At 64.6% G+C, this 21,647-nt stretch carries 21 protein-coding genes and 2 pseudogenes; 14 read left to right on the top strand and 9 right to left on the bottom strand.

The window, feature by feature from the left end; translation table 11 throughout:
• Nucleotides 1–70 precede the first annotated feature (70 nt).
• Together rph and rdgB are read left to right on the top strand one after the other, a co-directional pair.
• The gene (gene rph, locus IFT82_RS09530; protein ID WP_192126094.1) at nucleotides 71–784 is read left to right on the top strand and encodes a ribonuclease PH; all 714 of its coding nucleotides are present in this window, start codon (nucleotides 71–73) and stop codon (nucleotides 782–784) included.
• Nucleotides 781–1,410 carry an RdgB/HAM1 family non-canonical purine NTP pyrophosphatase gene (rdgB, locus tag IFT82_RS09525; RefSeq protein ID WP_192126092.1) on the top strand — a complete coding sequence of 210 codons (630 nt, stop codon included), beginning with the start codon at nucleotides 781–783 and terminating at the stop codon, nucleotides 1,408–1,410. The genes rph and rdgB overlap by 4 nt, the downstream gene beginning before the upstream one ends.
• A gap of 112 nt (nucleotides 1,411–1,522) precedes the next feature.
• Here the strand turns inward: rdgB and IFT82_RS09520 are convergent, their stop codons facing one another.
• Nucleotides 1,523–2,038: a CAP domain-containing protein gene (locus IFT82_RS09520; protein WP_342355085.1), complete on the bottom strand. Its 516-nt coding sequence runs from the start codon at nucleotides 2,036–2,038 to the stop codon at nucleotides 1,523–1,525.
• A gap of 65 nt (nucleotides 2,039–2,103) precedes the next feature.
• On the opposite strand from IFT82_RS09520, the gene hemW reads away from it, so the two are divergent.
• On the top strand, nucleotides 2,104–3,282 hold the full coding sequence (gene hemW, locus IFT82_RS09515; protein WP_192126089.1) for a radical SAM family heme chaperone HemW: 1,179 nt from the start codon (nucleotides 2,104–2,106) through the stop codon (nucleotides 3,280–3,282).
• Between the two features lie 8 nt (nucleotides 3,283–3,290).
• On the opposite strand, the gene IFT82_RS09510 is transcribed toward hemW, so the two are convergent.
• Both IFT82_RS09510 and IFT82_RS09505 read right to left on the bottom strand, forming a co-directional pair.
• Nucleotides 3,291–3,764, bottom strand: a complete 474-nt coding sequence (locus IFT82_RS09510) for a vgr related protein (RefSeq protein WP_244646644.1) — start codon at nucleotides 3,762–3,764, stop codon at nucleotides 3,291–3,293.
• Nucleotides 3,765–3,795: 31 nt separating this feature from the next.
• Nucleotides 3,796–4,233 carry a copper chaperone PCu(A)C gene (locus IFT82_RS09505; RefSeq protein ID WP_192126087.1) on the bottom strand — a complete coding sequence of 146 codons (438 nt, stop codon included), beginning with the start codon at nucleotides 4,231–4,233 and terminating at the stop codon, nucleotides 3,796–3,798.
• A gap of 161 nt (nucleotides 4,234–4,394) precedes the next feature.
• Between IFT82_RS09505 and dnaK the strand changes: the two genes are divergently transcribed.
• Both dnaK and dnaJ read left to right on the top strand, forming a co-directional pair.
• Nucleotides 4,395–6,299 carry a molecular chaperone DnaK gene (gene dnaK / locus IFT82_RS09500; protein ID WP_192126085.1) on the top strand — a complete coding sequence of 635 codons (1,905 nt, stop codon included), beginning with the start codon at nucleotides 4,395–4,397 and terminating at the stop codon, nucleotides 6,297–6,299.
• A 79-nt stretch (nucleotides 6,300–6,378) separates the two neighbouring features.
• Complete coding sequence (dnaJ, locus tag IFT82_RS09495; RefSeq protein WP_192126083.1) at nucleotides 6,379–7,503, top strand: molecular chaperone DnaJ; 1,125 nt, start codon at nucleotides 6,379–6,381, stop codon at nucleotides 7,501–7,503.
• Nucleotides 7,504–7,539: 36 nt separating this feature from the next.
• On the opposite strand, the gene IFT82_RS21325 is transcribed toward dnaJ, so the two are convergent.
• Together IFT82_RS21325 and IFT82_RS09485 are read right to left on the bottom strand one after the other, a co-directional pair.
• Entirely contained in the window at nucleotides 7,540–9,087 is a 1,548-nt protein-coding gene (locus IFT82_RS21325) for a methyl-accepting chemotaxis protein (RefSeq protein WP_192126081.1), read from the bottom strand.
• Nucleotides 9,084–9,383: a hypothetical protein gene (locus IFT82_RS09485; RefSeq protein ID WP_192126079.1), complete on the bottom strand. Its 300-nt coding sequence runs from the start codon at nucleotides 9,381–9,383 to the stop codon at nucleotides 9,084–9,086. Before IFT82_RS09485 ends, IFT82_RS21325 begins: the two co-directional genes overlap by 4 nt.
• A 92-nt stretch (nucleotides 9,384–9,475) precedes the next feature.
• On the opposite strand from IFT82_RS09485, the gene IFT82_RS09480 reads away from it, so the two are divergent.
• Nucleotides 9,476–9,616 (top strand): hypothetical protein, encoded by a 141-nt coding sequence (locus IFT82_RS09480; RefSeq protein WP_192126077.1) that lies wholly within the window; start codon nucleotides 9,476–9,478, stop codon nucleotides 9,614–9,616.
• 70 nt (nucleotides 9,617–9,686) lie between these two features.
• Here IFT82_RS09480 and purB read toward each other — a convergent pair whose 3' ends face one another.
• A complete protein-coding gene (purB, locus tag IFT82_RS09475; RefSeq protein WP_192126074.1) occupies nucleotides 9,687–10,997 on the bottom strand; it encodes an adenylosuccinate lyase in 1,311 nt (436 codons plus the stop codon).
• Nucleotides 10,998–11,200: 203 nt separating this feature from the next.
• On the opposite strand from purB, the gene IFT82_RS09470 reads away from it, so the two are divergent.
• The gene (locus IFT82_RS09470; protein WP_192126073.1) at nucleotides 11,201–11,656 is read left to right on the top strand and encodes an EF-hand domain-containing protein; all 456 of its coding nucleotides are present in this window, start codon (nucleotides 11,201–11,203) and stop codon (nucleotides 11,654–11,656) included.
• A gap of 91 nt (nucleotides 11,657–11,747) precedes the next feature.
• Here IFT82_RS09470 and IFT82_RS09465 read toward each other — a convergent pair.
• Nucleotides 11,748–12,047 (bottom strand): annotated as a pseudogene (locus tag IFT82_RS09465) (JAB domain-containing protein); the annotation flags it as partial.
• A 324-nt stretch (nucleotides 12,048–12,371) separates the two neighbouring features.
• On the opposite strand from IFT82_RS09465, the gene IFT82_RS09460 reads away from it, so the two are divergent.
• Nucleotides 12,372–13,421, top strand: a complete 1,050-nt coding sequence (locus tag IFT82_RS09460) for an LPO_1073/Vpar_1526 family protein (RefSeq protein WP_192126070.1) — start codon at nucleotides 12,372–12,374, stop codon at nucleotides 13,419–13,421.
• A gap of 22 nt (nucleotides 13,422–13,443) precedes the next feature.
• On the opposite strand, the pseudogene IFT82_RS09455 reads toward IFT82_RS09460, so the two are convergent.
• A pseudogene (locus IFT82_RS09455) lies at nucleotides 13,444–13,845 on the bottom strand (hypothetical protein); the annotation flags it as partial.
• A 79-nt stretch (nucleotides 13,846–13,924) separates the two neighbouring features.
• Between IFT82_RS09455 and IFT82_RS09450 the strand changes: the two are divergent.
• The 4 genes from IFT82_RS09450 (at nucleotide 13,925) to IFT82_RS09435 (ending at nucleotide 16,273) form a co-directional block, all read left to right on the top strand.
• On the top strand, nucleotides 13,925–14,263 hold the full coding sequence (locus tag IFT82_RS09450) for a HesB/IscA family protein (protein WP_192126383.1): 339 nt from the start codon (nucleotides 13,925–13,927) through the stop codon (nucleotides 14,261–14,263).
• Between the two features lies 1 nt (nucleotide 14,264).
• A complete protein-coding gene (gene xth / locus IFT82_RS09445) occupies nucleotides 14,265–15,035 on the top strand; it encodes an exodeoxyribonuclease III (protein WP_192126068.1) in 771 nt (256 codons plus the stop codon).
• Nucleotides 15,032–15,823, top strand: coding sequence for a transporter (locus IFT82_RS09440; protein WP_192126067.1), 792 nt, complete (start codon nucleotides 15,032–15,034; stop codon nucleotides 15,821–15,823). The genes xth and IFT82_RS09440 overlap by 4 nt, the downstream gene beginning before the upstream one ends.
• Before the next feature lie 177 nt (nucleotides 15,824–16,000).
• Nucleotides 16,001–16,273, top strand: a complete 273-nt coding sequence (locus IFT82_RS09435) for a hypothetical protein (protein ID WP_192126066.1) — start codon at nucleotides 16,001–16,003, stop codon at nucleotides 16,271–16,273.
• Between the two features lie 56 nt (nucleotides 16,274–16,329).
• On the opposite strand, the gene IFT82_RS09430 is transcribed toward IFT82_RS09435, so the two are convergent.
• Nucleotides 16,330–17,490 carry an N-acetyltransferase gene (locus IFT82_RS09430; RefSeq protein ID WP_192126065.1) on the bottom strand — a complete coding sequence of 387 codons (1,161 nt, stop codon included), beginning with the start codon at nucleotides 17,488–17,490 and terminating at the stop codon, nucleotides 16,330–16,332.
• Between the two features lie 139 nt (nucleotides 17,491–17,629).
• Between IFT82_RS09430 and IFT82_RS09425 the strand changes: the two genes are divergently transcribed.
• On the top strand, nucleotides 17,630–18,727 hold the full coding sequence (locus IFT82_RS09425; RefSeq protein ID WP_192126064.1) for a fatty acid desaturase family protein: 1,098 nt from the start codon (nucleotides 17,630–17,632) through the stop codon (nucleotides 18,725–18,727).
• Between the two features lie 388 nt (nucleotides 18,728–19,115).
• The gene (locus tag IFT82_RS09420) at nucleotides 19,116–21,596 is read left to right on the top strand and encodes a TonB-dependent receptor domain-containing protein (RefSeq protein WP_192126063.1); all 2,481 of its coding nucleotides are present in this window, start codon (nucleotides 19,116–19,118) and stop codon (nucleotides 21,594–21,596) included.
• Nucleotides 21,597–21,647 lie beyond the last annotated feature (51 nt).

Raw genomic sequence — 21,647 nt, 5'->3', positions numbered from 1 at the left:
ATCTAGGCTGGCGTGGCCCGGAACGGAAGGCTAGGCACGCGACCAGTTTTATCGACCATAGGAAATGCCCATGCGCCCCAGCGGCCGCACCCCCGACCAGATGCGCACGATCAGCATCGAACCGCGCTTCACCCGCCATGCCGAGGGATCGGTGCTGATCGGCTTCGGCGACACCAAGGTCCTCGTCACCGCCTCGATCGAGGAACGCGTGCCGCCGTTCCTGCGCGGCAAGGGCGAAGGCTGGGTGACGGCGGAATACGGGATGCTGCCCCGCGCCACCCACACCCGTGGCAACCGCGAAGCGGCGAAGGGCAAGCAGTCCGGCCGGACGCAGGAAATCCAGCGGCTGATCGGCCGATCCTTGCGCGCGGTGGTCGACATGAAGCTGCTCGGCGAGCGGCAGATCGTGATCGATTGCGACGTGATCCAGGCGGACGGCGGCACGCGTACCGCCGCGATCTCCGGCGGCTGGGTCGCGTTGCGCCTTGCGGTCGACGGGCTGCTGGCATCGGGCAAGCTGACGGTCGATCCGATCAGGCAGAAGGTCGCGGCGGTCAGCTGCGGCATCTATCAGGGCAATGCCGTCCTCGACCTCGACTATGACGAAGATTCGAACGCCGACGCCGACGGAAACTTCGTGCTGCTCGAAAACGGCCACATTGCCGAGGCGCAGGCGACCGCCGAACACGCAACCTATGATGAGGAGGCGCTGCTCCGCCTGCTCCGTCTGGCGCGGATGGGCTGCGCCGACATCTTCCGCGCGCAGGCCGAGGCCGTGAAGTGAGCGGAGAGGGCCGCGATCCGCAGGCGATCCGCAAGCTGGCACCCGGCCGGCTGGTGATCGCCAGCCACAACAAGGGCAAGGTCCGCGAGATCGCCGCCTTGCTGGAAGGGCGGGGGCTGGATGTCGTCTCTGCGGGCGAACTCGACCTGCCGGAGCCGGAGGAAACCGGCACCACCTTCGTCATGAACGCCGAGCTGAAGGCGCGGGCGGCGGCAGATCTGTCCGGCCTGCCCGCACTGGCGGACGACAGCGGCCTGTGCGTCGATGCGCTGGGCGGCGATCCCGGCATCTTCTCCGCCCGCTGGGGTGGCGAGGCCAAGGATTTCGGCATGGCGATGACGCTGGTCGAACGCGCATTGGCCGCGACCGGCCCGGCACCGGCGCGGACCGCGCATTTCGTCTGCGCGCTGGCGCTGGCGTGGCCGGACGGCCATGTCGAATGGTTCGAGGGGCGGGTGGACGGTACGCTCGTCGATCCGCCGCGTGGTGACAACGGCCATGGCTACGACCCGATGTTCGTGCCCGATGGCCATGACCGCACCTTCGCGGAAATGGACGACGCGACCAAGAACGAGATCAGCCACCGGGCCGATGCGTTCCGGCAACTGGTCGCAGCGGTGTTCTGACGATCGCGGTCGTCCCCACACCTTGTGATCCGTCATTGCGAGGAGCGGGGCGACGCGGCGATCCGGCTTGCCACGCAATGACGGTCTTGTGTCTGATAGGCGTCGGTCGGGCCTAGAACGCCGGTCGGCCCACGATATTGCCGGCCGGGCGATACCGGCACACCAGATAATCCTCGCGAGGATCGCTGGCGGTCGCGCAACCCACCTCGCGCGTGTCGCGCCAGACGATCTGCGCATAATGGCCGGCATCCTGCCACTGGCCGGTACGGCTGAAACGCGGGGCGGGGGCGTTGACGAAATGGGCGGCTTCCTCCGCCCATGCCGCGACCATCTCGCGATAGGCATAGGCGCCGCGCGTACCCGCCCACAGATTTTCGCCCTGCTCCTCCACGGATGGTCGATCGTCGTGGCGCAGCGTTCCCATCCGGGCCAGCATCGCGGCGTGATCGCGCGCGGCGGCGGCAAGATCGTCGTTCCACGCCAGCGGCGGCAGGCCGACCTGCGCCCGTGCCTGTCGATGCGCGTCCAGTACCGCCTGCCGCAGCGCATCGACCGCGCGCACGGGTGCCGACGGCGTCAGGGCAGCGGGCGCGGCAGCCCGCGATGCCGCCACGGCGGCGGATGCCACTATCGCGCAGACCAACAGCAACGGAAACTTTGCCAACTCCATACAGAACGCCATATCGCACGCCGATGAATGTCTTGCGAACCCCTGTTGGCGAACCCGACGATCTGGCGCTGTATGTCCACTGGCCGTTCTGCGTGTCCAAATGTCCTTATTGCGATTTCAACAGTCATGTCCGTGCCGCGGTGGATCAGGCCGCCTGGCGGGACGCGCTGATCGCCGATTTGAGGCATGAGGCGGCCCTGTTGCCGGGGCGGCGGATCGGATCGGTGTTCTTCGGCGGCGGCACCCCCTCGCTGATGCCGCCGGCGACGGTCGCGGCGATCCTCGATGCGGCATCGGCGGCATGGGGGTTCGCGCCCGGCGTGGAGATCACGCTGGAGGCGAATCCGTCATCGGTGGAGGCGGCGCGGTTCGCCGATCTGGCGGCGGCCGGGGTCAACCGCGTATCGCTCGGCCTGCAATCGCTCGATGATCGCGCGCTGCATTTCCTTGGCCGTGCGCATGACGTGGCGGAGGGGGTTGCCGCGCTCGGCGTGGCGCAATCGGCGTTCGCGCGGGTCAGCATCGACCTGATCTACGCCCGGCCCGATCAACCCTTGGCGTCGTGGCAGGCGGAACTGGCCCGCGCGCTGGCGTTCGGCACCGAGCATATCTCGCTCTATCAGTTGACGATCGAACCCGGCACCCGGTTCGCGACCGAAGCGCTGGCGGGTCGGCTGGTGCTGCCCGATCAGGATGCGGCGGCCGACATCTTCGAGACGACAAGGGCGATGACCGCCGCCGCTGGCCTGCCCGCCTATGAAACCTCCAACCATGCCCGGCCGGGGGCGGAGAGCCGGCACAACCTGACCTATTGGCGATACCGCGACTATGCCGGGATCGGACCGGGTGCGCATGGCCGGCGGGGCGGGCTGGCGACGGTGCGGCACCGCAAGCCGGAAAACTGGCTCGCCGCCGTCGCCCGCAACGGCCATGGGACCCAGAGCGAGGAACCGCTCGCGCCGCACGACCGCGCGACCGAGGCATTGCTGATGGGCCTGCGCCTGACCGAGGGGATCGACCTTGCCCGGATCGCGAGGCTGGCCGGGGGCGTCGCGCCGGTGGATGCAAAGGCTGTCGCGCGCCTGTCCGACCTCGGCCTGATGGCGCAGACCGGTGACCGGTTGCGCGTGACCGAGGCAGGGGCGCTGCTGCTCGACGCCATCCTGCCCGAGGTGGTGCAGGATGCCATGGTCACCGCCTAAGCCGCCGCTTACCGGAAGATGCCGAGCAACGTCTCGTACTGCCCCAGCGCGGGCGCACCGGGAACGGCATAGCCTTCGCGCAACAGATAGGCGTGGCGGACGATCTCGGCCTGTTGCTCCAGCCCGTATTGCGGCAATCGCCAGCCCGGCTTCATCGTGTAGCTGTAGCGGCAGAAGGGATGGCGGGCGAGCGGCAGGTAGATGCCACGCTGCCATTGCCACACATGACACAGTTCGTGGAGGAACAGGCCGCGCAGGGCCAACCCCTCGGTGGCGAAATCCTCGCTCCAGCTACTGCCTTCGGGGTGGAAGTGGATATGCCCGCAGGGCGCCATCGCAACATGGCGCGGCTGGAAGAACGCCCATTTACGCCGCCTGATCTCGACTCCCGACAGGTCGATGCTGTCGTGATAGAGCGATTTCGCCAGCCTGACCTCGCCCGCGGTCAACGGCCGGGCATGTCCCTTCGTGGTTTCCATCATCGCCGAACGCGGGAGGACTCCCGGTGGACCCTCAATCCGGCGCAGGATCGGCGGCGCCCACCGCCCATGCCTTGCGCTCCATCCGCGATCCGTCGGCGAAGGTGAAGGTCAGGAGGGTGGAATCTCCCTTCTTCATAGCCGGATCGAGACCGAAGATCATCAGGTGCAGTCCGCCGGGTGCGAAGCGGATCGTGCCATGCGCGGGCAACGGCAGATCGCGGACCGGCTGCATGGTCATCGCGCCGCCGGTCGTCATCGACTGGTGCATCTCGGTGCGGATCGCCCGGTCGACCGACACGCTGACGAGGCTGGTCGGCGTGGCGCCGCCGTTCAGCGTGAAATATCCCGAGGCGGGCCGCCCCGCCACGGCGGGCAGGCGGACCCACGGGTCCTCCGTCTCGATCGTCGCGGGTTTCAGACAACCCGCCAGCATCAGGCAGCCCGCCGCAATCGTCCACCAGCGTTGCATTCCGGCCACTCCCTCGACACTCGCGATATCGCCCTAGGTTCCACGACTTCTTGCGGCAAGCGGCAGGCCACCTATATCGCGCCCATCACCGGGAGATTGCGCTGCCGTAACGGATCGCGATCCCATTCTTTTTTTGTTTGATGAGGGGCATCAAGGGACTCATGGCAAAAGTTATCGGCATCGATCTGGGCACCACCAACAGCTGCGTTTCGGTGATGGAAGGCGGCAAGCCCAAGGTCATCGAGAATGCGGAGGGCGCACGCACGACGCCGTCGATCGTCGCCTTCGCCAAGGACGGCGAGCGGCTGGTCGGCCAGCCTGCCAAGCGTCAGGCGGTGACCAACGGCGACAACACCATCTTCGCCGTGAAGCGCCTGATCGGCCGCCGTTTCGACGATCCGATCACCAAGAAGGACACCGAGCTGGTGCCGTACAAGATCGCGCGCGGCCCGAACGGCGACGCGTGGGTCTCGGCCGGCGGCAAGGATTACAGCCCCTCGCAGATCAGCGCCTTCACGCTTCAGAAGATGAAGGAAACCGCCGAATCCTATCTGGGTGAGACGGTGACGCAGGCGGTTATCACCGTTCCCGCCTACTTCAACGATGCGCAGCGTCAGGCGACCAAGGATGCCGGCCAGATCGCCGGCCTCGAAGTGCTGCGCATCATCAACGAACCGACGGCGGCGGCGTTGGCCTACGGCTTGGAGAAGCAGGACGGCAAGACGATCGCGGTCTACGATCTGGGCGGCGGCACCTTCGACGTGTCGATCCTGGAGATCGGCGACGGCGTGTTCGAGGTGAAGGCGACCAACGGCGATACCTTCCTGGGTGGTGAGGACTTCGACAACAAGCTGGTCGAGTTTCTGGCCGAAGGCTTCAAGAAGGACGAGGGCATCGACCTCGCCAAGGACAAGCTGGCGCTGCAGCGTTTGAAGGAAGCAGCCGAGAAGGCGAAGATCGAGTTATCGTCGGCAGCCTCGACCGAGGTCAACCTGCCCTTCATCACCGCCGACCAGAACGGCCCGAAGCATCTGGTGAAGACGATCAGCCGCGCCGATCTGGAGCGTCTGGTCGACGACCTCATCAAGCGCACGATCGAGCCGATGAAGAAGGCGTTGGCCGATGCCGGCGTGAAGACCGACGACATCAGCGAGGTCGTTCTCGTCGGCGGCATGACGCGGATGCCGAAGGTGCGCGAGGCGGTGAAGAACTTCTTCGGCAAGGACCCGCACACCGGCGTCAACCCGGACGAAGTCGTGGCGATGGGCGCCGCCATTCAGGCGGGCGTGTTGCAGGGCGACGTCAAGGACGTGCTGCTGCTCGACGTGACGCCGCTGTCGCTGGGCATCGAGACGCTGGGTGGCGTGTTCACCCGGATGATCGACCGCAACACGACGATCCCGACTAAGAAGTCGCAGACCTATTCGACCGCCGACGACAATCAGGGCGCCGTGACGATCCGCGTGTTCCAGGGCGAGCGCGAGATGGCGGCGGACAACAAGATGCTCGGTCAGTTCGATCTGGTCGGCATCCCGCCGGCACCGCGCGGCGTGCCGCAGATCGAGGTGACGTTCGACATCGATGCGAACGGCCTCGTGAACGTGTCCGCCAAGGACAAGGGTACCGGTAAGGAGCAGCAGATCCGCATCCAGGCATCGGGTGGCCTGTCCGACAGCGACATCGAGCAGATGGTGCGCGATGCCGAGAGCTTCGCCGAGGAGGACAAGAAGCGGCGTGCATCGGTCGAGGCGAAGAACAACGCCGAATCGCTGATCCACACCACCGAGCGTCAGTTGGCCGACAATGGCGACAAGGTCGACGAAAGCCTGAAGGCCGAGATCCAGTCTGCGATCGATGCCGCCAAGGCGGCGGTCGAGGGTGGCGAGCCGGAGGCGATGAACGACAAGTCGCAGGCACTGGCGCAGGTTGCGATGAAGCTGGGGCAGGCGATCTACGAGAAGCAGGCGCAGACCGATGCCGCTCCCGCGGCCGATGCCGCCGCCAAGAAGGACGACGACGTGGTCGACGCCGAATTCTCGGAAGTCGACGACAACCCCAAGGCGTAATCAACGTCATGAACGCGCCCCGTCAGCCCTCCGCCGTTAGCGGCGTTGGGAGGGCGGGGCGCTTTCCTGTGAGGCGGTCATGAGTACCCAGGTCGATTATTACGAACTGCTCGAATGCGAGCGCACCGCCGATGCCGGCGTCATCAAGTCGTCGTACCGCAAGCTCGCGATGAAGTATCATCCCGACAAGAATGCCGGGTGCAAGGATTCCGAGGCCAAGTTCAAGGCGGTGTCGGAAGCCTATGACGTCCTGAAGGACCCGCAGAAGCGCGCGGCCTATGATCGCTTCGGCCACGCCGCGTTCCAGCAGGGCGGCGGCGGTGGCGGCGGCGCGCAGGACTTCGGCGGTTTCTCCGACATCTTCGAATCGGTGTTCGGCGAGTTCATGGGCGGGCGCGGCGGCGGTGGCCGGCAGCAGGCACGACGCGGTGCCGACCTACGCTACGACATGGAAGTGACGCTGGAAGAGGCGTTCCATGGCAAGGCGACCGAGATCACGGTCGACGTGTCGGCTGAATGTGACACCTGCCACGGCTCGGGTGCCAAGCCCGGTACCCATGCCTCGACCTGCCGTCAGTGCAATGGCCATGGCAAGGTACGGGCGCAGCAGGGTTTCTTCGTGGTCGAGCGGCCATGTCCGGTCTGTCAGGGCGCGGGGCAGGTCATCGCCGATCCGTGCGGCGATTGTCGGGGCGAAGGTCGGGTCGACAAGACCAAGACGCTGACCGTCAATGTACCCGCCGGGGTCGATGAAGGCACGCGTATCCGCCTGACCGGCGAAGGCGAGGCGGGACCACGCGGTGCGCCGGCGGGTGATCTGTACATCTTCCTGCATGTGAAACGGCATGCGCTGTTCGAACGCGAGGGCACGACGCTGTTCGCGCGCGTGCCGATCAGCTTCACCACGGCCGCGCTTGGCGGATCGCTATCGATTCCCGGTCTGGACGGCGACACCCATGAACTGAAGATTCCGGCCGGCATCCAGACCGGTAAACAGTTGCGTCAGCGCGGTGCCGGGATGCCGGTGTTGCAGGGGCGCGGATCGGGTGATCTCGTCGTGCAGATCGAGGTTGAGACGCCGACCCGCTTGTCGAGCCGACAGCGCGAATTGCTGGAGATGTTCCGCGAGACCGAAACCGGCGACGAGTGCCCCGCGAGCCAGGGCTTTTTCGCCAAGCTGAAGGGCGTGTTCGCCGCCGAGTGACGAAGGCCGCCCTCTTCCCGGCGGGAGGGGGCGGGATCACGCCGCCCGGAGCATTTCGATGAACTGACCGGCGGCCGCGCGCAAGGCCGTCGATGAAGCGCTCAAGCCGGAGGCGGCATGCGATACCTGTTCCGATAGCGTCTCCGTATCGTTGGCGAGCGTGACGATACCGTCCACTTCCCGCGCGACGGTTTCGGTATCGGCCGCCGTCTCCTGGGCGGTACGTTCGATATTGCTGGCGGTGGCGCGGTGACGACCGACCTCGTCGCGGATCGTCTCGGATGCCGCGGCGACATCGGCGACGACGGTGGTGATCTGCCCCAGCGCATCGCGGGCCAGACCGGCACCACTGGCCATCGCGTCGGCCAGATGGCGGATGCGCCCGGTGGCGACCGACGCCTGTTGCGCCAACCCCTTCACCTCGCCCGCGACGACTGCGAAGCCGCGCCCGACCTCGCCGGCCCGCGCCGCCTCGATCGTCGCGTTGAGCGCGAGCAGATTCGTCTGCGCGGCGATCGCCGCGATCGTATCGGTGAAGCCCCCGATCGTGACGCCATGCTCGCTAAGCGTCGTCACCGCCGCGTGACCGGAGGTGGAGATGCCACGCGCATCGCCGCTCAGGCTCGCCTGCCTGTCCACCGATCCGGCGATCAGCCCGATCGACTGGCTCAACGATCGTACCGCGACCGCCAGATCCTGCGCGCGATGCGAGGCGACGACGACGGAGGTGGCGGTCGTGCCCGCTTCGCGACTGGTCTGCCGCGCGAGCAGGTTGAGCGCGTGGGCGGATCGGTCGAGATCGTCGCAGGCGGTGCCGACCGCGCCGACGATATCCGCGACCGATGCCTCGAAATCAGCGGCCAGCCTCAGCATGTCCTGCCGGCGGCGATCACGCGATGCAGCCTCTGCCGCTTCGCGCAATCCCCGTTCGGCCTCGGCCTGCCCCTGCGCTATCTGGGCATCGTGCAAGGCGGTTTGCGCCATGGCGGTTCCGGCGGCGGCCTGTGCGGCCAGCGAATGGCTTTCCTCGCGCGCGCGGCTTTGCGCGACCAGTAGATCGCGCAGGCGTACCGCGATGAAGCTGAGCAATCCCGCCTGCAGGACGACCGCGACCGCATGATACAGGACACGATCGATATTGCCGGTGGTGGAGAACACCAGATCGGGTGCCACCAGCCACAGCAGGGCATGGTGGACCGCGATCAGCACGCTCGCCAGCACGATCGGTCGCCAGTCGCACAGCAGCGTCAGCGCCGACAGGGCGACGAAGAAGTACATGTGCGCATCCATCTGCCATGCCCCGCCGGCCATGACATAGACCCCCAGCGCGGGGATCACCGCCGGCAGCGTGCCGACCGCCAGTCGTGCCACCGCGTCGTTGCGTCCGTGGCGGATCAGCCATGTGGGGTAGATAGTGGTGGCGGTGCCGATCGCCAAGACGATCATGACCCGGTCGCGGTCCAGGCAGAACGCGACGAGCGCCAGCAGCAAGGTGGTCGTCCAGCCGCCGATCGTGAGCAACCGGACGCCATGGCGACGCAGATCGTCAAGCTCGATCGCGCCGGAAGACGGCGTGTCGGTCACGCGCCGCACAGGATATCGGGGGCGGCGAGGGGGATGAGTCCCCGACGCGACAGGCCGATCAACCGGTCACGATCACCGATAACGATCAGGCTGTGATCGCCGGGGCCACGGCGCGAAATCCGGGCGCCGGTCGCCAATGCGGCGTTGGCGATCTCGGCCACGCGATCACCGGCGATGGATACGATCAGGATGGTGCCATGGGCGGGCGGGACCAGTGCCAGCGACAACAGGCCCACGATGGCGCCGGCCACTTGAGCCAGCATCGGCAACAGGCTGGGCGTGAACGAAGTAACCATGAGGCCGGTCTAAGGGTGTCGGGTTACTTTTCCGTATCCGTCGCCGGTATGCCCGCCGGCCTGTCCGCCCCCTGTTACGAGGGCGGTGGCCGATGGATCAGAAGGTCGAAATGACGACCCCGACCACCAGCGCCTGGGCCGCGATCGCCAGCATCGAGCTGGTCACGGTTTCGAACATACGCATGGAATTGGTCTCCGATGCCGGAATGATATCCGGCATCGGCGATGTATGACCGGCTCACATGCCGCGCAATTTAATTGCTATCATTCGTCATTGCATTGCGCGCACGTGTAACTAAAATCTTAACGGAAGACCCGGTCGAAGATCGTGTCGACGTGCTTGAAGTGGTAATCGAGGTCGAACCGCGCCTCGATTTCCGCAGTCGGCAAGGCGGCCGTCACGTCGGGATCGGCGACGAGCAACTCCATCAGCGACAGTTCGCCATCCGATTCCCACACCTTCATCGCATTGCGCTGGACCAGCCGGTACGCGTCCTCGCGGCTGACCCCCGCCTGGGTCAGCGCCAGCAGCACGCGCTGCGAATGGACCAGACCACCCATGCGGTGCAGGTTCTTCGCCATCCGCTCCGGATAGACGACCAGCTTGTCCATCACCCCGGTCAGCCGCGCCAGCGCGAAGTCGAGCGTGATGGTGGCATCGGGGCCGATATAGCGTTCGACCGACGAATGGCTGATATCGCGCTCATGCCACAGCGCCACGTTCTCCAGCGCGGGCATGACATAACCACGGACCATGCGGGCAAGGCCGGTCAGGTTTTCGGTCAGCACGGGGTTGCGCTTGTGCGGCATCGCCGACGAACCCTTCTGACCGGGCGAGAAATACTCCTCCGCCTCCAGCACCTCGGTCCGTTGCAGGTGGCGTACCTCGGTCGCCAGCCGTTCGATCGACGAGGCGATGACGCCGAGCGTCGCAAAGAACATCGCATGGCGATCGCGCGGAATGACCTGGGTGGAAACCGGCTCCACCGTCAATCCCATCTTCTGCGCGACATAATCCTCCACGAAGGGATCGATATTGGCAAAGGTGCCGACCGCGCCGGAAATCGCGCAGGTCGCGACGTCGAGGCGCGCCGCCACCAGCCGCTCACGATTGCGGGCGAATTCGGCATAGGCCTGGGCCAGTTTCAGCCCGAAGGTGACGGGTTCGGCATGAATGCCATGGCTGCGCCCGATCGTCGGGGTCAGCTTGTGTTCGTGGGCACGTCGTTTCAGCACCACCAGCAGTTCGTCGAGATCGGCGATCAGGATGTCGGCCGCCCGGGCGAGCTGTACGGCAAGACAGGTGTCGAGCACGTCGGACGATGTCATTCCCTGATGCAGGAACCGCGCCTCCGGGCCAGTCCGTTCGCTGACATGCGTCAGGAACGCGATGACATCGTGCTTCGTCTCCGCCTCGATCGCATCGATCCGGGCCACGTCGAACGGACCGGCGGCGGCATCCGCCTCCCAAATCCGGGCGGCCGCTTCCTTCGGGACGACCCCCAGTTCGGCCAAGGCGTCGGTGGCGTGCGCCTCGATCTCGAACCAGATGCGGAAGCGTGCTTCCGGTGTCCAGAGGGCGGCCATGGGGGCACGGGAATAGCGCGGGATCATTGTACCTCGTCTCGGTTGAGCCACGGGTCGTCGCGGCGACGCCTCTGGGGCGGGACGAACCGTCGTTAGCAGCACTCGCCCGGTCCTTCAAATTGGATCATATCGGCCATACCTACAGTTTATAAGGCCGACTCGTACAGATCATCCGTTCCGACGGAAGACGAGTGTGCCAAGGGTTTGGATGAAGCGAAAGGAAAGTCACCATGTTGAAGACGATCATTCTCGCAGGAACGATGACCATTGCCGCCCCCGTGCTTGCGCAGACCGCGCCGCAAGCCGCCCCCACTGCGCAGACCGCGCCGCAAACCTCGGTTGATCCGGCGACTACTGTGCCACCGGCCGCCGTCGATCCGGCAGCACCCGTGGAAGCAGCACCCGCACAGACGGCAGAGGCCGCGCCGGCCGATGGCACGCAGGTCGCACAGGCGGTGGACACGCAATTCGGTACCTATGACAAGAACGCCGATGGCAAGTTGAGCCGCGCCGAATTCTCCGAATGGATGGTCGCATTGAAGACCGCGAGCGATCCGTCGACCAAGGCAGCGAGTGCCGAGACGAAGAAGTGGGTTGGAGCGGCCTTTGCGCAGGCCGACACCGACAAGAACAAGTCGCTGGACAAGACCGAGGTGACCGGGTTCCTGGCGCAGGCCCAGTCCTGATCGATACTGACTGTCTCCTGACGGCGATAGCCGACCAGACGCCCCGCCGGTTTCACGACCGGCGGGGCTTTGTCGTTCAGATCGGCCCCTTCTAGATCAGCCCCTGCGCGCGCATCGATACATGTCCGCCGGTCCCGATGATGAGGTGGTCGTGGAGCGCGATCCCCAGTCGCTTGCCCGCCTCCGCGATCGTTCGGGTAATGTCGATGTCCGCCCGGCTGGGTGCGGGATCGCCCGACGGGTGGTTATGGACGAGGATGATCGCCGCCGATCCCAGATCGATCGCCCGCTTGATGACCTCGCGCACATATACCGCCGCCTGATCGACCGTGCCCTTGTGCATCACCTCGTCACGGATGAGCATGTTGCGGGTGTTGAGGCGTCCTATGCGGAGAGCGCGTGACGCTGGACGGTGAAAAACGCGGAACGTGAACCCTATATCCCTTGCCTCGGAATTTGGACCAAACGGCAATTGTCACAACGGATGTCGGGCTCCATACCTAGCATCGAATTGCGAATACGGCGAACAGGGGGCGATTTTGACCAACGGGCAGTGGCAAATTGTGATTGGGATAGCGGCGATCATCGTCGCGATAATCGGGATTCGGGTCGGAGCATCCGTGATTAAGCGGCGCCACGTGACTCAGCGGCAGCGTACGGGCAAGGGCTCGGTTTCGATCCAGTCGGGACGAGATACGAAGGTGGATCGTATCAAATGAGTGACCGGCAAGATCAAAAGGTCGCAGCGGGCGGCACCGCGATACAGAGCCTTGGCGATACCACTATCTACAACGGAGTTGGCTCTGACGAGATCAAAGCCATCGTTGAGGGGCTGGCCGATCAACTTCCACGAATGGCTGCGGTCGCCTCAGCAATCGTTGAGGAACGACTAAAGTCGTTCAAAGAAGAAGTTATCGGCCGGTTTGACAAGGACGGGTCGGTAAAGGGGGCAGCATTCGAGGATCCCGATTTTATCGAGGTCGTCGCGGAAGCCCAGCGTGGATACGCGCGCACCGGCAAGGCAGATGCTCACAAAACCCTGATCGACCTTATCGCTGAGCGCTCAAAACAGACGAGTGGGGAACGTATCGCGCATGTTCTGAACGAAGCCGTTAGCGTAACGCCAAGACTTACAAGTAGCGAGCTGAGCGAGCTGGCACTCGTGTTCGCAATAAAATCGATAAGACTCGGAGCTATAAATAGTCTAGAAAGCTTTGCTGCATACCACCAATTGCTGTTCGACGACCTCTTAGGCGATGTTGAAACGGGTCAAGGCACCTATAACTATCTCGTGGCGCAGCGGTGTGCCAGTATCTCCATGGGGGAGATATCTTTAATTGAGTGCTGGCGGAGGACGTATCCAGGTTTGTTCATGGTTGGTCTAGATAGATCACGCTACCATGAGTTGGTAGGTGACGCCGTTGACAATGCCAACTTATTCACAACGTCACTGCTGACCCGTGAGGGGCTCCAAGTCAACGCGGTGGACAAAAACACCTTCGATGCATTGGCGGCGGCGAATCGTATAGAATCCGAACGGGCGGGAAAAATCTGGGACCAAGCCATCAACAACCTAGGGTCCGATAACCAGATTATAAGTCGACTCAGTGCGTTATGTCCTAGTCTGGCTGACGCCCATACAAAATGGAACGGGTCACCTCTTAAAAATCTCGACCTGACAGCGCTTGGGCTCGCGATAGGGCATACTCGGATGTCGCAGATACCGGCTGCAGTATCGGCAGACATCTCGATTTGGATCAATTAATCGTTTAGCAGTACGCACTGTACGTGTTGAGGTGCAGGACGCGAAACCGCTCGACCCCGTCATGGGCCATGTCGGCGCGAAGATAATCGAGCAGTGCCTGCCAGTTGGCCAGCACCGGTCGTGCCGCCACCTCGGTCCGGATCATGCGGATCGCCGTCGCCTGCGCGATCCGGACTGCGGCCGCAGCGGTGTCGCCCATGCCGTCGACGCGTTGCAGCGCGGTGGCATCCGCCGCCATCAGGCCGCCGATCCCGCCGAACTCCTTCAACAATGCCTTCGCCAGCGGTTTGGTATCGCGGCGCGGAATGGCCAGCGCGAGCAGATATTCGACCAGTTCGTGATCGAGCAATCCTTCCGGATCGGCGAGCAGCCGACCGCGGAGCCGGGCCCGATGGCCGGTGGTATCGACAGGTGGATCGGCCATCGTGGGGGGAACCTACGCGGTGGTGGCGGACAAGCAACCCTTGGTTGCCGCACGGGGCGGCACCGCCTATCTCGAGTGCATGTCCACGCTCGCCTCCGATCTCTCCCTGTCGCCCGCCGCCGCCGCCCGCGTCGCCGCGATCGCCGCCCGTCAGGGCAAACCGGCGGTCCTGCGCCTGTCGGTCGATGGTGGCGGCTGTTCCGGCTTCCAGTACAAGTTCGGGCTGGCGGACGGGCCGGAGGGGGGCGATCATGTCGCGGAGACGGATGGCGTCCGTCTCGTCGTCGACGATATCAGTCTCGATCTGGTGCGCGGATGCCGGGTCGATTACGTCGAGTCGTTGGGCGGCGCGGCGTTCCGGGTCGATAATCCGCAGGCGGCATCGGGCTGCGGGTGCGGCACCAGCTTCGCGGTCTGACGTGAAGATCGTCACCTACAACGTCAACGGGATCAAGGCCCGCCTGCCTCGCGTGGTCGAGTATCTGACCGAGGATCAGCCCGACATCGTCTGTCTTCAGGAACTGAAGTCGAGCGACGAAACCTTCCCCCTCGCCGAGATCGAGGCGGCGGGATACGGGGCGGTGTGGCATGGCCAGAAGGCATGGAACGGCGTCGCGGTGCTCGCCAAGGGTGCCACGCCGGTCGAACGGCAGCGTGGACTCGCGGGGGAGCCGGAGGACGAGCATAGCCGTTATCTCGAATGCGAGGTGGATGGGCTGGTCGTCGCGTCGCTCTATCTGCCCAACGGCAATCCGCGACCCGGACCCAAATTCGATTACAAGCTGCGCTGGATGGAACGGTTGACGACCCGCGCCCGTGACCTGCTGGCGGAGGAGGTGCCGACGATCCTTGCCGGTGACTACAACGTCATTCCCAATGACGACGATACATTCTCGGTCCGCGCCATGCAGGACGATGCATTGATGCAGCCGGAAAGCCGTGGAGCGTATCGCCGCCTGCTGGCGCAGGGATGGACCGATGCGCTGCGCACCCGCGAACCGAAAGGACGGGTCTGGACGTTCTGGGATTATCAGGCGGGCGCGTGGCAGCGCGATGCCGGGTTCCGGATCGATCACCTGCTGCTCAGCCCACAGGCGGCCGACCGGCTGGTCGGGGCGGGCGTGGACAAGACCTATCGCGGTCGGGAAAAGGCGAGCGACCACGCCCCGACCTGGGTCCGCTTGCGATGACGCGGTGGATCGCGCTGCTGGCGGTGATGCTGCCGGGTGTCGCCGCCGCCCAGCATCGCGATCTGTGTGCCGAGCGGCCGGGGTTGGGAACCCCGGCCTGTACCGTCGAACCGGGACATGTGCTGGTGGAGACGGGACTGGCCGACTGGACGCGCGAACGCGATGCCGATGGCCGCACCGATACGGTCGGGATCGCCGACACGCTGGTCCGCATCGGGGTCGGCGCCGTGACGGAATTGCAGGTCGGCTGGACGCCCTATGGCCATCAGCGGATGCGCGATGCGACGACGGGGACAGTAACGTGGACGGGACGCGTCGGCGACGTGATGCTGGGGGTAAAGCGCAATCTGGCTGAACCGGACGGCCATGGCCTGTCCTTTGCGCTGACCCCGTTCCTGACCCTGCCGGTCGGGCGTACGCCGATCGGCGAGGGGGACTGGGGCGGCGGGATCGTCGCGCCGCTGACCTACGACCTGTCCGACGCGATCCAGCTGGAATTCACCGCCGAGGCGGATGCGGCGGTCGATGACGACGGGCATGGCCGGCACCTCGCCTATAACGGCGTGGTCGGTGCCGAATGGGATTTCACGGAGCATGTCGAACTGGTCGGCGAAGTGCAGGCGATCCGCGACCGCGATCCGGGTGGGCGCACGACCCAATATCTCGCCGGCGTATCGGCGGCTTGGCAACCCAGTGGGCACGTCCAGTTGGATATCGGCACTGCTGCCGGGCTCAACCGTGCCGCACCCGATATACGTGTCTATGGTGGCATATCGGCGCTGTTCTGACGCCGCATATCATTCGGTGGCCGTTTCCGCCAATTATCGGTGTGCCATACGGCGAGGTGGTGTGTGTTGCTAACACACCAATTTGTAAGTCATTGATTTTGCTAGAAAGATAAACTGGCACGGCAAGTGCAATCCCTGTTCGGTGCGGGCTGATCCGCACAGGGAAGGGAAAACCTCATGTTCGCCACCAAGTTCTGCCTCTCGGTCGTCACCGCCACGCTGTTGACCACCGCCGCTGCCGCCGCCGAGCCGCGCGATGCTCCCACGACCATCACGGCACCTGTCCCGACGACCGTTCCCGCCACGCGGCCGATCGCCGGCAAGGGGCTGAGCCAGCGCTATTGCATCGTCGGTGATATCACCGCGTCACGCATCCTGCGCCGCGACTGCGCCACGCTGGCCGAATGGCAGGTCCTGGGTGTCGATCCTCGCCGGATGCCCCGGCGCTGAAGGGCGGGCGGGTGACAAACCGGTCCCCGTGGCGCGTCGCCACGGGGCCGCTGCCCTCACAATGTCCGTTCGTAGACCTGATACACCTTGTTGACCTCGCACCGGATCGCCTGCGCGATCGAACGCATCCCCTGATTGTCGTCGAGGATCCAGCCGATCTCGCTCCGGCTCGCGCCATATCTGGCCACCGATGCCCGGCGGATATATTCGATCATCATGAAAGCCAGCTGGCTCGCCATTCGCGACGCCTGCAGTTCCTTGACCACCCCCATCAGCGGCACCCGCATCGTCCGCACCTTGGGCTTGCGCAACCATAGCAGCAGCTTCGCCCAGCCAAAGGGCAGCAGACTGCCGTTCAACGGCGCGATCGCCTCGTTCAGGTCGGGCAGCGTGATCATGAACGCCACCGGGCGGCCGTCCAGTTCCGCGATGCGGATCAGGTCGTTGAACACGATCGGCTTCAGCTTGATGCCGACATCCTTGATCTCCGGCGGTGTCAGCGGCACGAAGCCCCAGTTGTCCGACCAGGCATCGTTGAGGATCGCGAGGATGATCGCCGCCTCCTCTTCGAACTTCGACTTGTCGACTTCCCGGATGCGGATGCGGGGGTTTTTTTCGCCCGACTTGATGATCCGCTGGACGATCGGCGGGAATTCGTTGGTGATGTCGAGGTCATAGGTCAGCAACTGCTTGACCGGCGCATAGCCTGCCGTCTCTATCCAGCCGCGATATTCGGGCTTGGCGTGGCCCATCATCACGGTCGGCGGATGATCGTAGCCCTGGATCAGCAAGCCCGGCTCTTCCCAGACCGACATGGAGATGGGGCCGAGCGCGCGGTTCATTCCCTCGGCGCGCAGCCATGCCTCCGCCCGCGCCAGCAGGGCGGCGAAGACATCTTCCCGTTCCGCCTCCATCAGCCCCCATTGCCCGACCCCGGGACCGAAGCCCCGATCGGCCGGCATGCTCAGCGCCAGCGTATCGATATGCGCGGAAATCCGTCCGACGACGCGACCGTCCTGTTCCGCCAGGAACAACTGCGCCCTGGCATGGCTGAACCAGCCGTTCTTCTCCGGCGTGATGAGGCCGAGTGCTTCCGACTTCAGTGGCGGTATCCAGTTCGGATCGTCGCGATAAAGGCGGAAGGGCAGGTCGACGAACGTCTTTCTGTCGCGTCTGGTCTTTACTTCCCGGATCGTCACGCCCGTCGCCGCCGCCATGTCCACATCCCTTGCACCGTTTCGCATCCGGTAACCGGCAAGGTCGATCATGGCGAGTGGCAATTCCGTCGGGCGCAGGGGCGGGGAACGGGGTGCAAAGCCATGCTGTCGCCATTATCTTCGTGTCATGGATCAGGTTATGAACACCACGATGTCCCTCGATCGCGCGTCGGTGACGGCCGCTCCCGCCACCGGGCGTGTCGCCGACGACAAAGCGATGCTGCGTGCGGCCGCCGAGTTGACGCGCGATCTCGTCCAGCCGCGCCCGCGACTATATTGGGCCGATCTGATCGCCTCGGTCGTGGTTGGCTACGGCGCGCTGGTGATGGCGATCATGTCCACGTCGACGGCGTTGTCGTTGGTGGCCGGTATCGTCGCGATGCTCGGCCTGTATCGTGGATTGAGCTTCATCCACGAAGTATCGCACATGAAGCACGCGCTGCTCCCCGGTTTCCGCAAGGGGTGGGATGTTCTGGTCGGTGTGCCGATGCTGACCCCGTCCTTCATGTATGAAGGCGTTCACAATCTTCATCACGCCAAGACGCGGTACGGTACCGCGGAGGATCCTGAATATCTGCCGCTGGCGCTGATGAAGCCCTGGACGTTGCCGCTGTTCATCGTGATCTCCGCGCTTGCGCCGATCGCATTGATCGTCCGTTATGCGGTGCTGTCGCCCTTGTCGCTGTTGTCGCCGAAGTTCCGTGCCGTGGTGGTCGAGCGCTATTCGGCGCTGGCGATCAACCCCCACTTTCGTCGCCGGATGCCGGAAGGCGCCTTTGCCCGGCAGTGGAATCGGATCGAGACGGCCGCCAGCCTCTGGGCGATCACGTTGGTGACATTGGCTGCGACGGGGGTGCTGCCGCTGCGCGCGTTCCTGATTATCCTTGGCGTCGCTTCGGGCGTGGCGGTGGTCAATCAGGTGCGGACGCTGGTCGCCCATCTCTGGGAGAACGAAGGCGAACCGATGAGTGTTACCGCCCAGTATCTCGACACCGTCAACGTCCCGCCGCCTGCATTGCTGCCGGCATTGTGGGCGCCGGTGGGGCTGCGGTATCACGCGCTGCATCACCTGTTGCCGGGACTGCCCTATCACTCGCTTGGCGAGGCGCATCGCCGCATTTCCGCCGCGTTGGACGGGGCATCGCCTTATCACAAGGCCAGCTATCCTGGACTGCCGGGGCTGGTGTTGAAGATCGGGCGGAGCACGATGATGCCGAGAAATCGTAGCCCGATCTGAACGGTTGGCGGTGTATCCAACACCGCGATCGGTTTGACGGTAATACGCGGGCAATCGGCCTTGTCTGATTAAACTGGTCATCATTGGCGACCTATTTCGCTGTAATGCCGCCTAAGCGATTGAATTTTCTGCCGTAGTTGTAGTTAGGGCATTCGTCTGAATCATCCCTTCGTCGAATATATCGGCTGCGTTTCATATCAAGGAATGGGCTGCGGTCGGATCGGTTGATCCTCCAACCCAACCAATCCGACCGTTGTTCGATTATGGGCTTCATTGCCATTGCAACGATCAAAGACATTCCCCCTGTCATAAATATGGGGGCGGTGACCAGCGTGGGGCATAGTTACCTATAACCCATTCAAACTGATTGTTTGGGGCACCGTTTATCATGAAAATCGATCTGTTGTCGGCAGCGGTGCCGGTGGCGCTGCTGGTGCCTGTGCCTGCCTATGCGATGCCGGATACCGCCACCACGACGGCTGCTCCGGTGCAGGCGCCGCAAGGTGCCGATGTCGTCACCACCGGCGTGGCCAAGGGACGCGACCGGCTCGACAGTGCCACCTCGACCAGTTCGCTGCGAGAGGCCGAAATTCGAAAGCTGGCACCGGGTTCGATCGGTGACCTGCTGCGTGACATTCCGGGCATCCGCTCGGAGGCGTCGACCGGCGAGGGTTCCGTCAGCCTGTCGATCCGGGGCCTCCCGATCGCCTCATCGGGGGCGAAGTTCGTGCAGTTGCAGGAAGATGGCCTGCCGGTGCTGGAGTTCGGCGATATTCAGGGCGCGGGGGCCGATAATTTCCTGCGCGTCGATCTCAATCTGTCGCAGGTAGACGTGATCCGCGGTGGCTCCGCCTCCACCTTCGCGTCCAATTCGCCGGGCGGGATCATCAATTTCATCTCGAAGACCGGCGATGTCGAGGGCGGCGCGGTGGCGGTGACCGCGGGGCTGGACTTCGAGCAGTATCGCACCGATTTCGATTATGGCGCGCGGCTGACCGACAGCGTGCGTTTCCATGTCGGGGGCTTCTACCGGCAGGGTGAAGGCCCGCGTCGCGCGGGATACGACGCCCAGAAGGGCGGTCAGATCAAGGCAAATGTCACCAAGGAATTCACCGGCGGCTATATCCGCCTGTACGGCAAGTATCTCGACGACCGTTCGCCCTTCTACGATGCGGTGCCGTTTCGCGCGACGGGGACCAATGCCGATCCCAAGGTGACGACGCTGCCCGGCTTCGATGGCCGGCAGGACACGCTGCTGTCGCGTAACATCCGCACCAATCTGATGCTGGACGGTGAGAACAACGTCACGGTCAACGACGTCGCCGAGGGGCAGAGCGTCAAGGCCGCATCTCTGGGCATGGAGGCGCAGGTTGACCTGCATGGCTGGACGGTGACCGAGCGGTTCCGGTTCTCGGACATGTCGGGGACGCTGATCTCGCCATTCACCAGCGCCTATCTTCCGGCAGCGGCCGGCGTGCAGTCGCTGGGCGGGGCAGGGGCGACGCTCAGCTATGCCAATGGCCCCCGCGCCGGGCAGGTGATCGCCGACCCCTCGACCCTCAACGGCAACGGGTTGCTCGTCGCGCTCAACATGCTCGACCTGCGGCTCAACAGCTATGACAACGTCACCAACGATATCCGGGCCAGCCGGGTCTGGCGGGTGGGTGAAGGCGACCTGACAACGACCGCGGGCTTCTATGCCGCGCGGCAGACGATCGATCGCGATGCGCTGTGGACCACCTTCGTCTCCGAACTGCGCGGCGATGGTGAGGCGGCGCTGCTCAACATCACCGATCGCGCGGGGCGGGCGCTGACGCAGGACGGCGTTTATGCGTATAATCTCGCCTTGGCCCGCGGTACGCGGCGGCGGTCGCTGCGCGTCGACTATGCGGTGAACGCGCCGTTCGCGTCGGTGAACTACCATGTCGGCCGGATCGCGATCGGCGGCAGCATCCGGTACGATTACGGCAATGCCGAGGGTCGTATCTTCGGTTCCGACCTGGGCGGCGGCCGGATCGGTACGGTGGCGCGCGACATGAACGGCGATGGCGTCATCTCCATCGCCGAACAAAAGGTTGGCGTGACTCCCCTCAGCGCGCCGGCACCGGTCGACTATAAATATGATTACTTGTCCTATTCGGTCGGCATCAACTTCCGGATCGCCGAGCCTCTCGCGGTGTTCGCACGGTACAGCCGTGGTGCCCGTGCCAATGCCGATCGCATCCTGTTCAGCAACATCGTCAGCACCACCGACGGCAGCCTGCTGATCCCGGGTGCCGCATTCGATCCGGTCAAACAGGCCGAAGCCGGCGTGAAATATCGTCGTGCCGACCTGACCCTGAACCTGACCGGGTTCTGGGCAAAGGCGCAGGATACCAATGTCGACCCGGTCACGTCGGGCCTGATCGCGCGCGACTACAAGGCGACCGGGCTGGAATTCGAGGGCGGCTATCGGCGCGGGCTGTTCAGCCTGACCGCCGGCGGCACCTGGACCGATGCGGAGATCGTCCGCGATCGCATCAACCCTGCGGTTGCGGGCAACACGCCGCGACACCAGGCGAAGTTCATCTTCCAGGCGACGCCGCAGATCGTCACCGAGCGCTTTGCCGTGGGGGCCGTGCTGATCGGCACGACCCGCAGCTATGCGCAGGACGACAATGTGCTGCGCGTACCCGGCTTCGTGACGACCAACGCCTTCCTGCAGGTTCGGGCGGCACCACGCCTGCAACTGACGCTGAATGCGAGCAATCTGTTCGACGTGAAGGCGTTCACCGCCTTCGACGATGCGGCGCTTCCGGCCAGCGGCATCGTTCGTGCCCGGCCACTCAACGGTCGCAACACGTCGCTGACCGCGCGTCTGGATTTTTGAGGGCGGAGGGGGGCGCTTGCGCCCCCTTTTGCCGTGATGTTTCTTTCTTCG

This window comes from Sphingomonas sp. CFBP 8760 (assembly GCF_014841615.1).
GTDB lineage: Bacteria > Pseudomonadota > Alphaproteobacteria > Sphingomonadales > Sphingomonadaceae > Sphingomonas.
This window is presented reverse-complemented; position numbering and strand designations above follow the sequence as displayed.

Coding starts and splice junctions, on each gene's coding strand:
- IFT82_RS09440 (WP_192126067.1), top strand. CDS start 15,032: ATGACGCGGTGGATCGCGCTGCTGGCGGTGATGCTGCCGGGTGTCGCC.
- IFT82_RS09430 (WP_192126065.1), bottom strand. CDS start 17,490: ATGGCGGCGGCGACGGGCGTGACGATCCGGGAAGTAAAGACCAGACGC.
- IFT82_RS09425 (WP_192126064.1), top strand. CDS start 17,630: ATGAACACCACGATGTCCCTCGATCGCGCGTCGGTGACGGCCGCTCCC.
- IFT82_RS09485 (WP_192126079.1), bottom strand. CDS start 9,383: ATGGTTACTTCGTTCACGCCCAGCCTGTTGCCGATGCTGGCTCAAGTG.
- purB (WP_192126074.1), bottom strand. CDS start 10,997: ATGATCCCGCGCTATTCCCGTGCCCCCATGGCCGCCCTCTGGACACCG.
- IFT82_RS09470 (WP_192126073.1), top strand. CDS start 11,201: ATGTTGAAGACGATCATTCTCGCAGGAACGATGACCATTGCCGCCCCC.
- IFT82_RS09435 (WP_192126066.1), top strand. CDS start 16,001: ATGTTCGCCACCAAGTTCTGCCTCTCGGTCGTCACCGCCACGCTGTTG.
- IFT82_RS09460 (WP_192126070.1), top strand. CDS start 12,372: ATGAGTGACCGGCAAGATCAAAAGGTCGCAGCGGGCGGCACCGCGATA.
- dnaK (WP_192126085.1), top strand. CDS start 4,395: ATGGCAAAAGTTATCGGCATCGATCTGGGCACCACCAACAGCTGCGTT.
- IFT82_RS09505 (WP_192126087.1), bottom strand. CDS start 4,233: ATGCAACGCTGGTGGACGATTGCGGCGGGCTGCCTGATGCTGGCGGGT.
- IFT82_RS09480 (WP_192126077.1), top strand. CDS start 9,476: ATGGATCAGAAGGTCGAAATGACGACCCCGACCACCAGCGCCTGGGCC.
- IFT82_RS09510 (WP_244646644.1), bottom strand. CDS start 3,764: ATGATGGAAACCACGAAGGGACATGCCCGGCCGTTGACCGCGGGCGAG.
- IFT82_RS09450 (WP_192126383.1), top strand. CDS start 13,925: ATGTCCACGCTCGCCTCCGATCTCTCCCTGTCGCCCGCCGCCGCCGCC.
- IFT82_RS09420 (WP_192126063.1), top strand. CDS start 19,116: ATGAAAATCGATCTGTTGTCGGCAGCGGTGCCGGTGGCGCTGCTGGTG.
- rph (WP_192126094.1), top strand. CDS start 71: ATGCGCCCCAGCGGCCGCACCCCCGACCAGATGCGCACGATCAGCATC.
- hemW (WP_192126089.1), top strand. CDS start 2,104: ATGAATGTCTTGCGAACCCCTGTTGGCGAACCCGACGATCTGGCGCTG.
- dnaJ (WP_192126083.1), top strand. CDS start 6,379: ATGAGTACCCAGGTCGATTATTACGAACTGCTCGAATGCGAGCGCACC.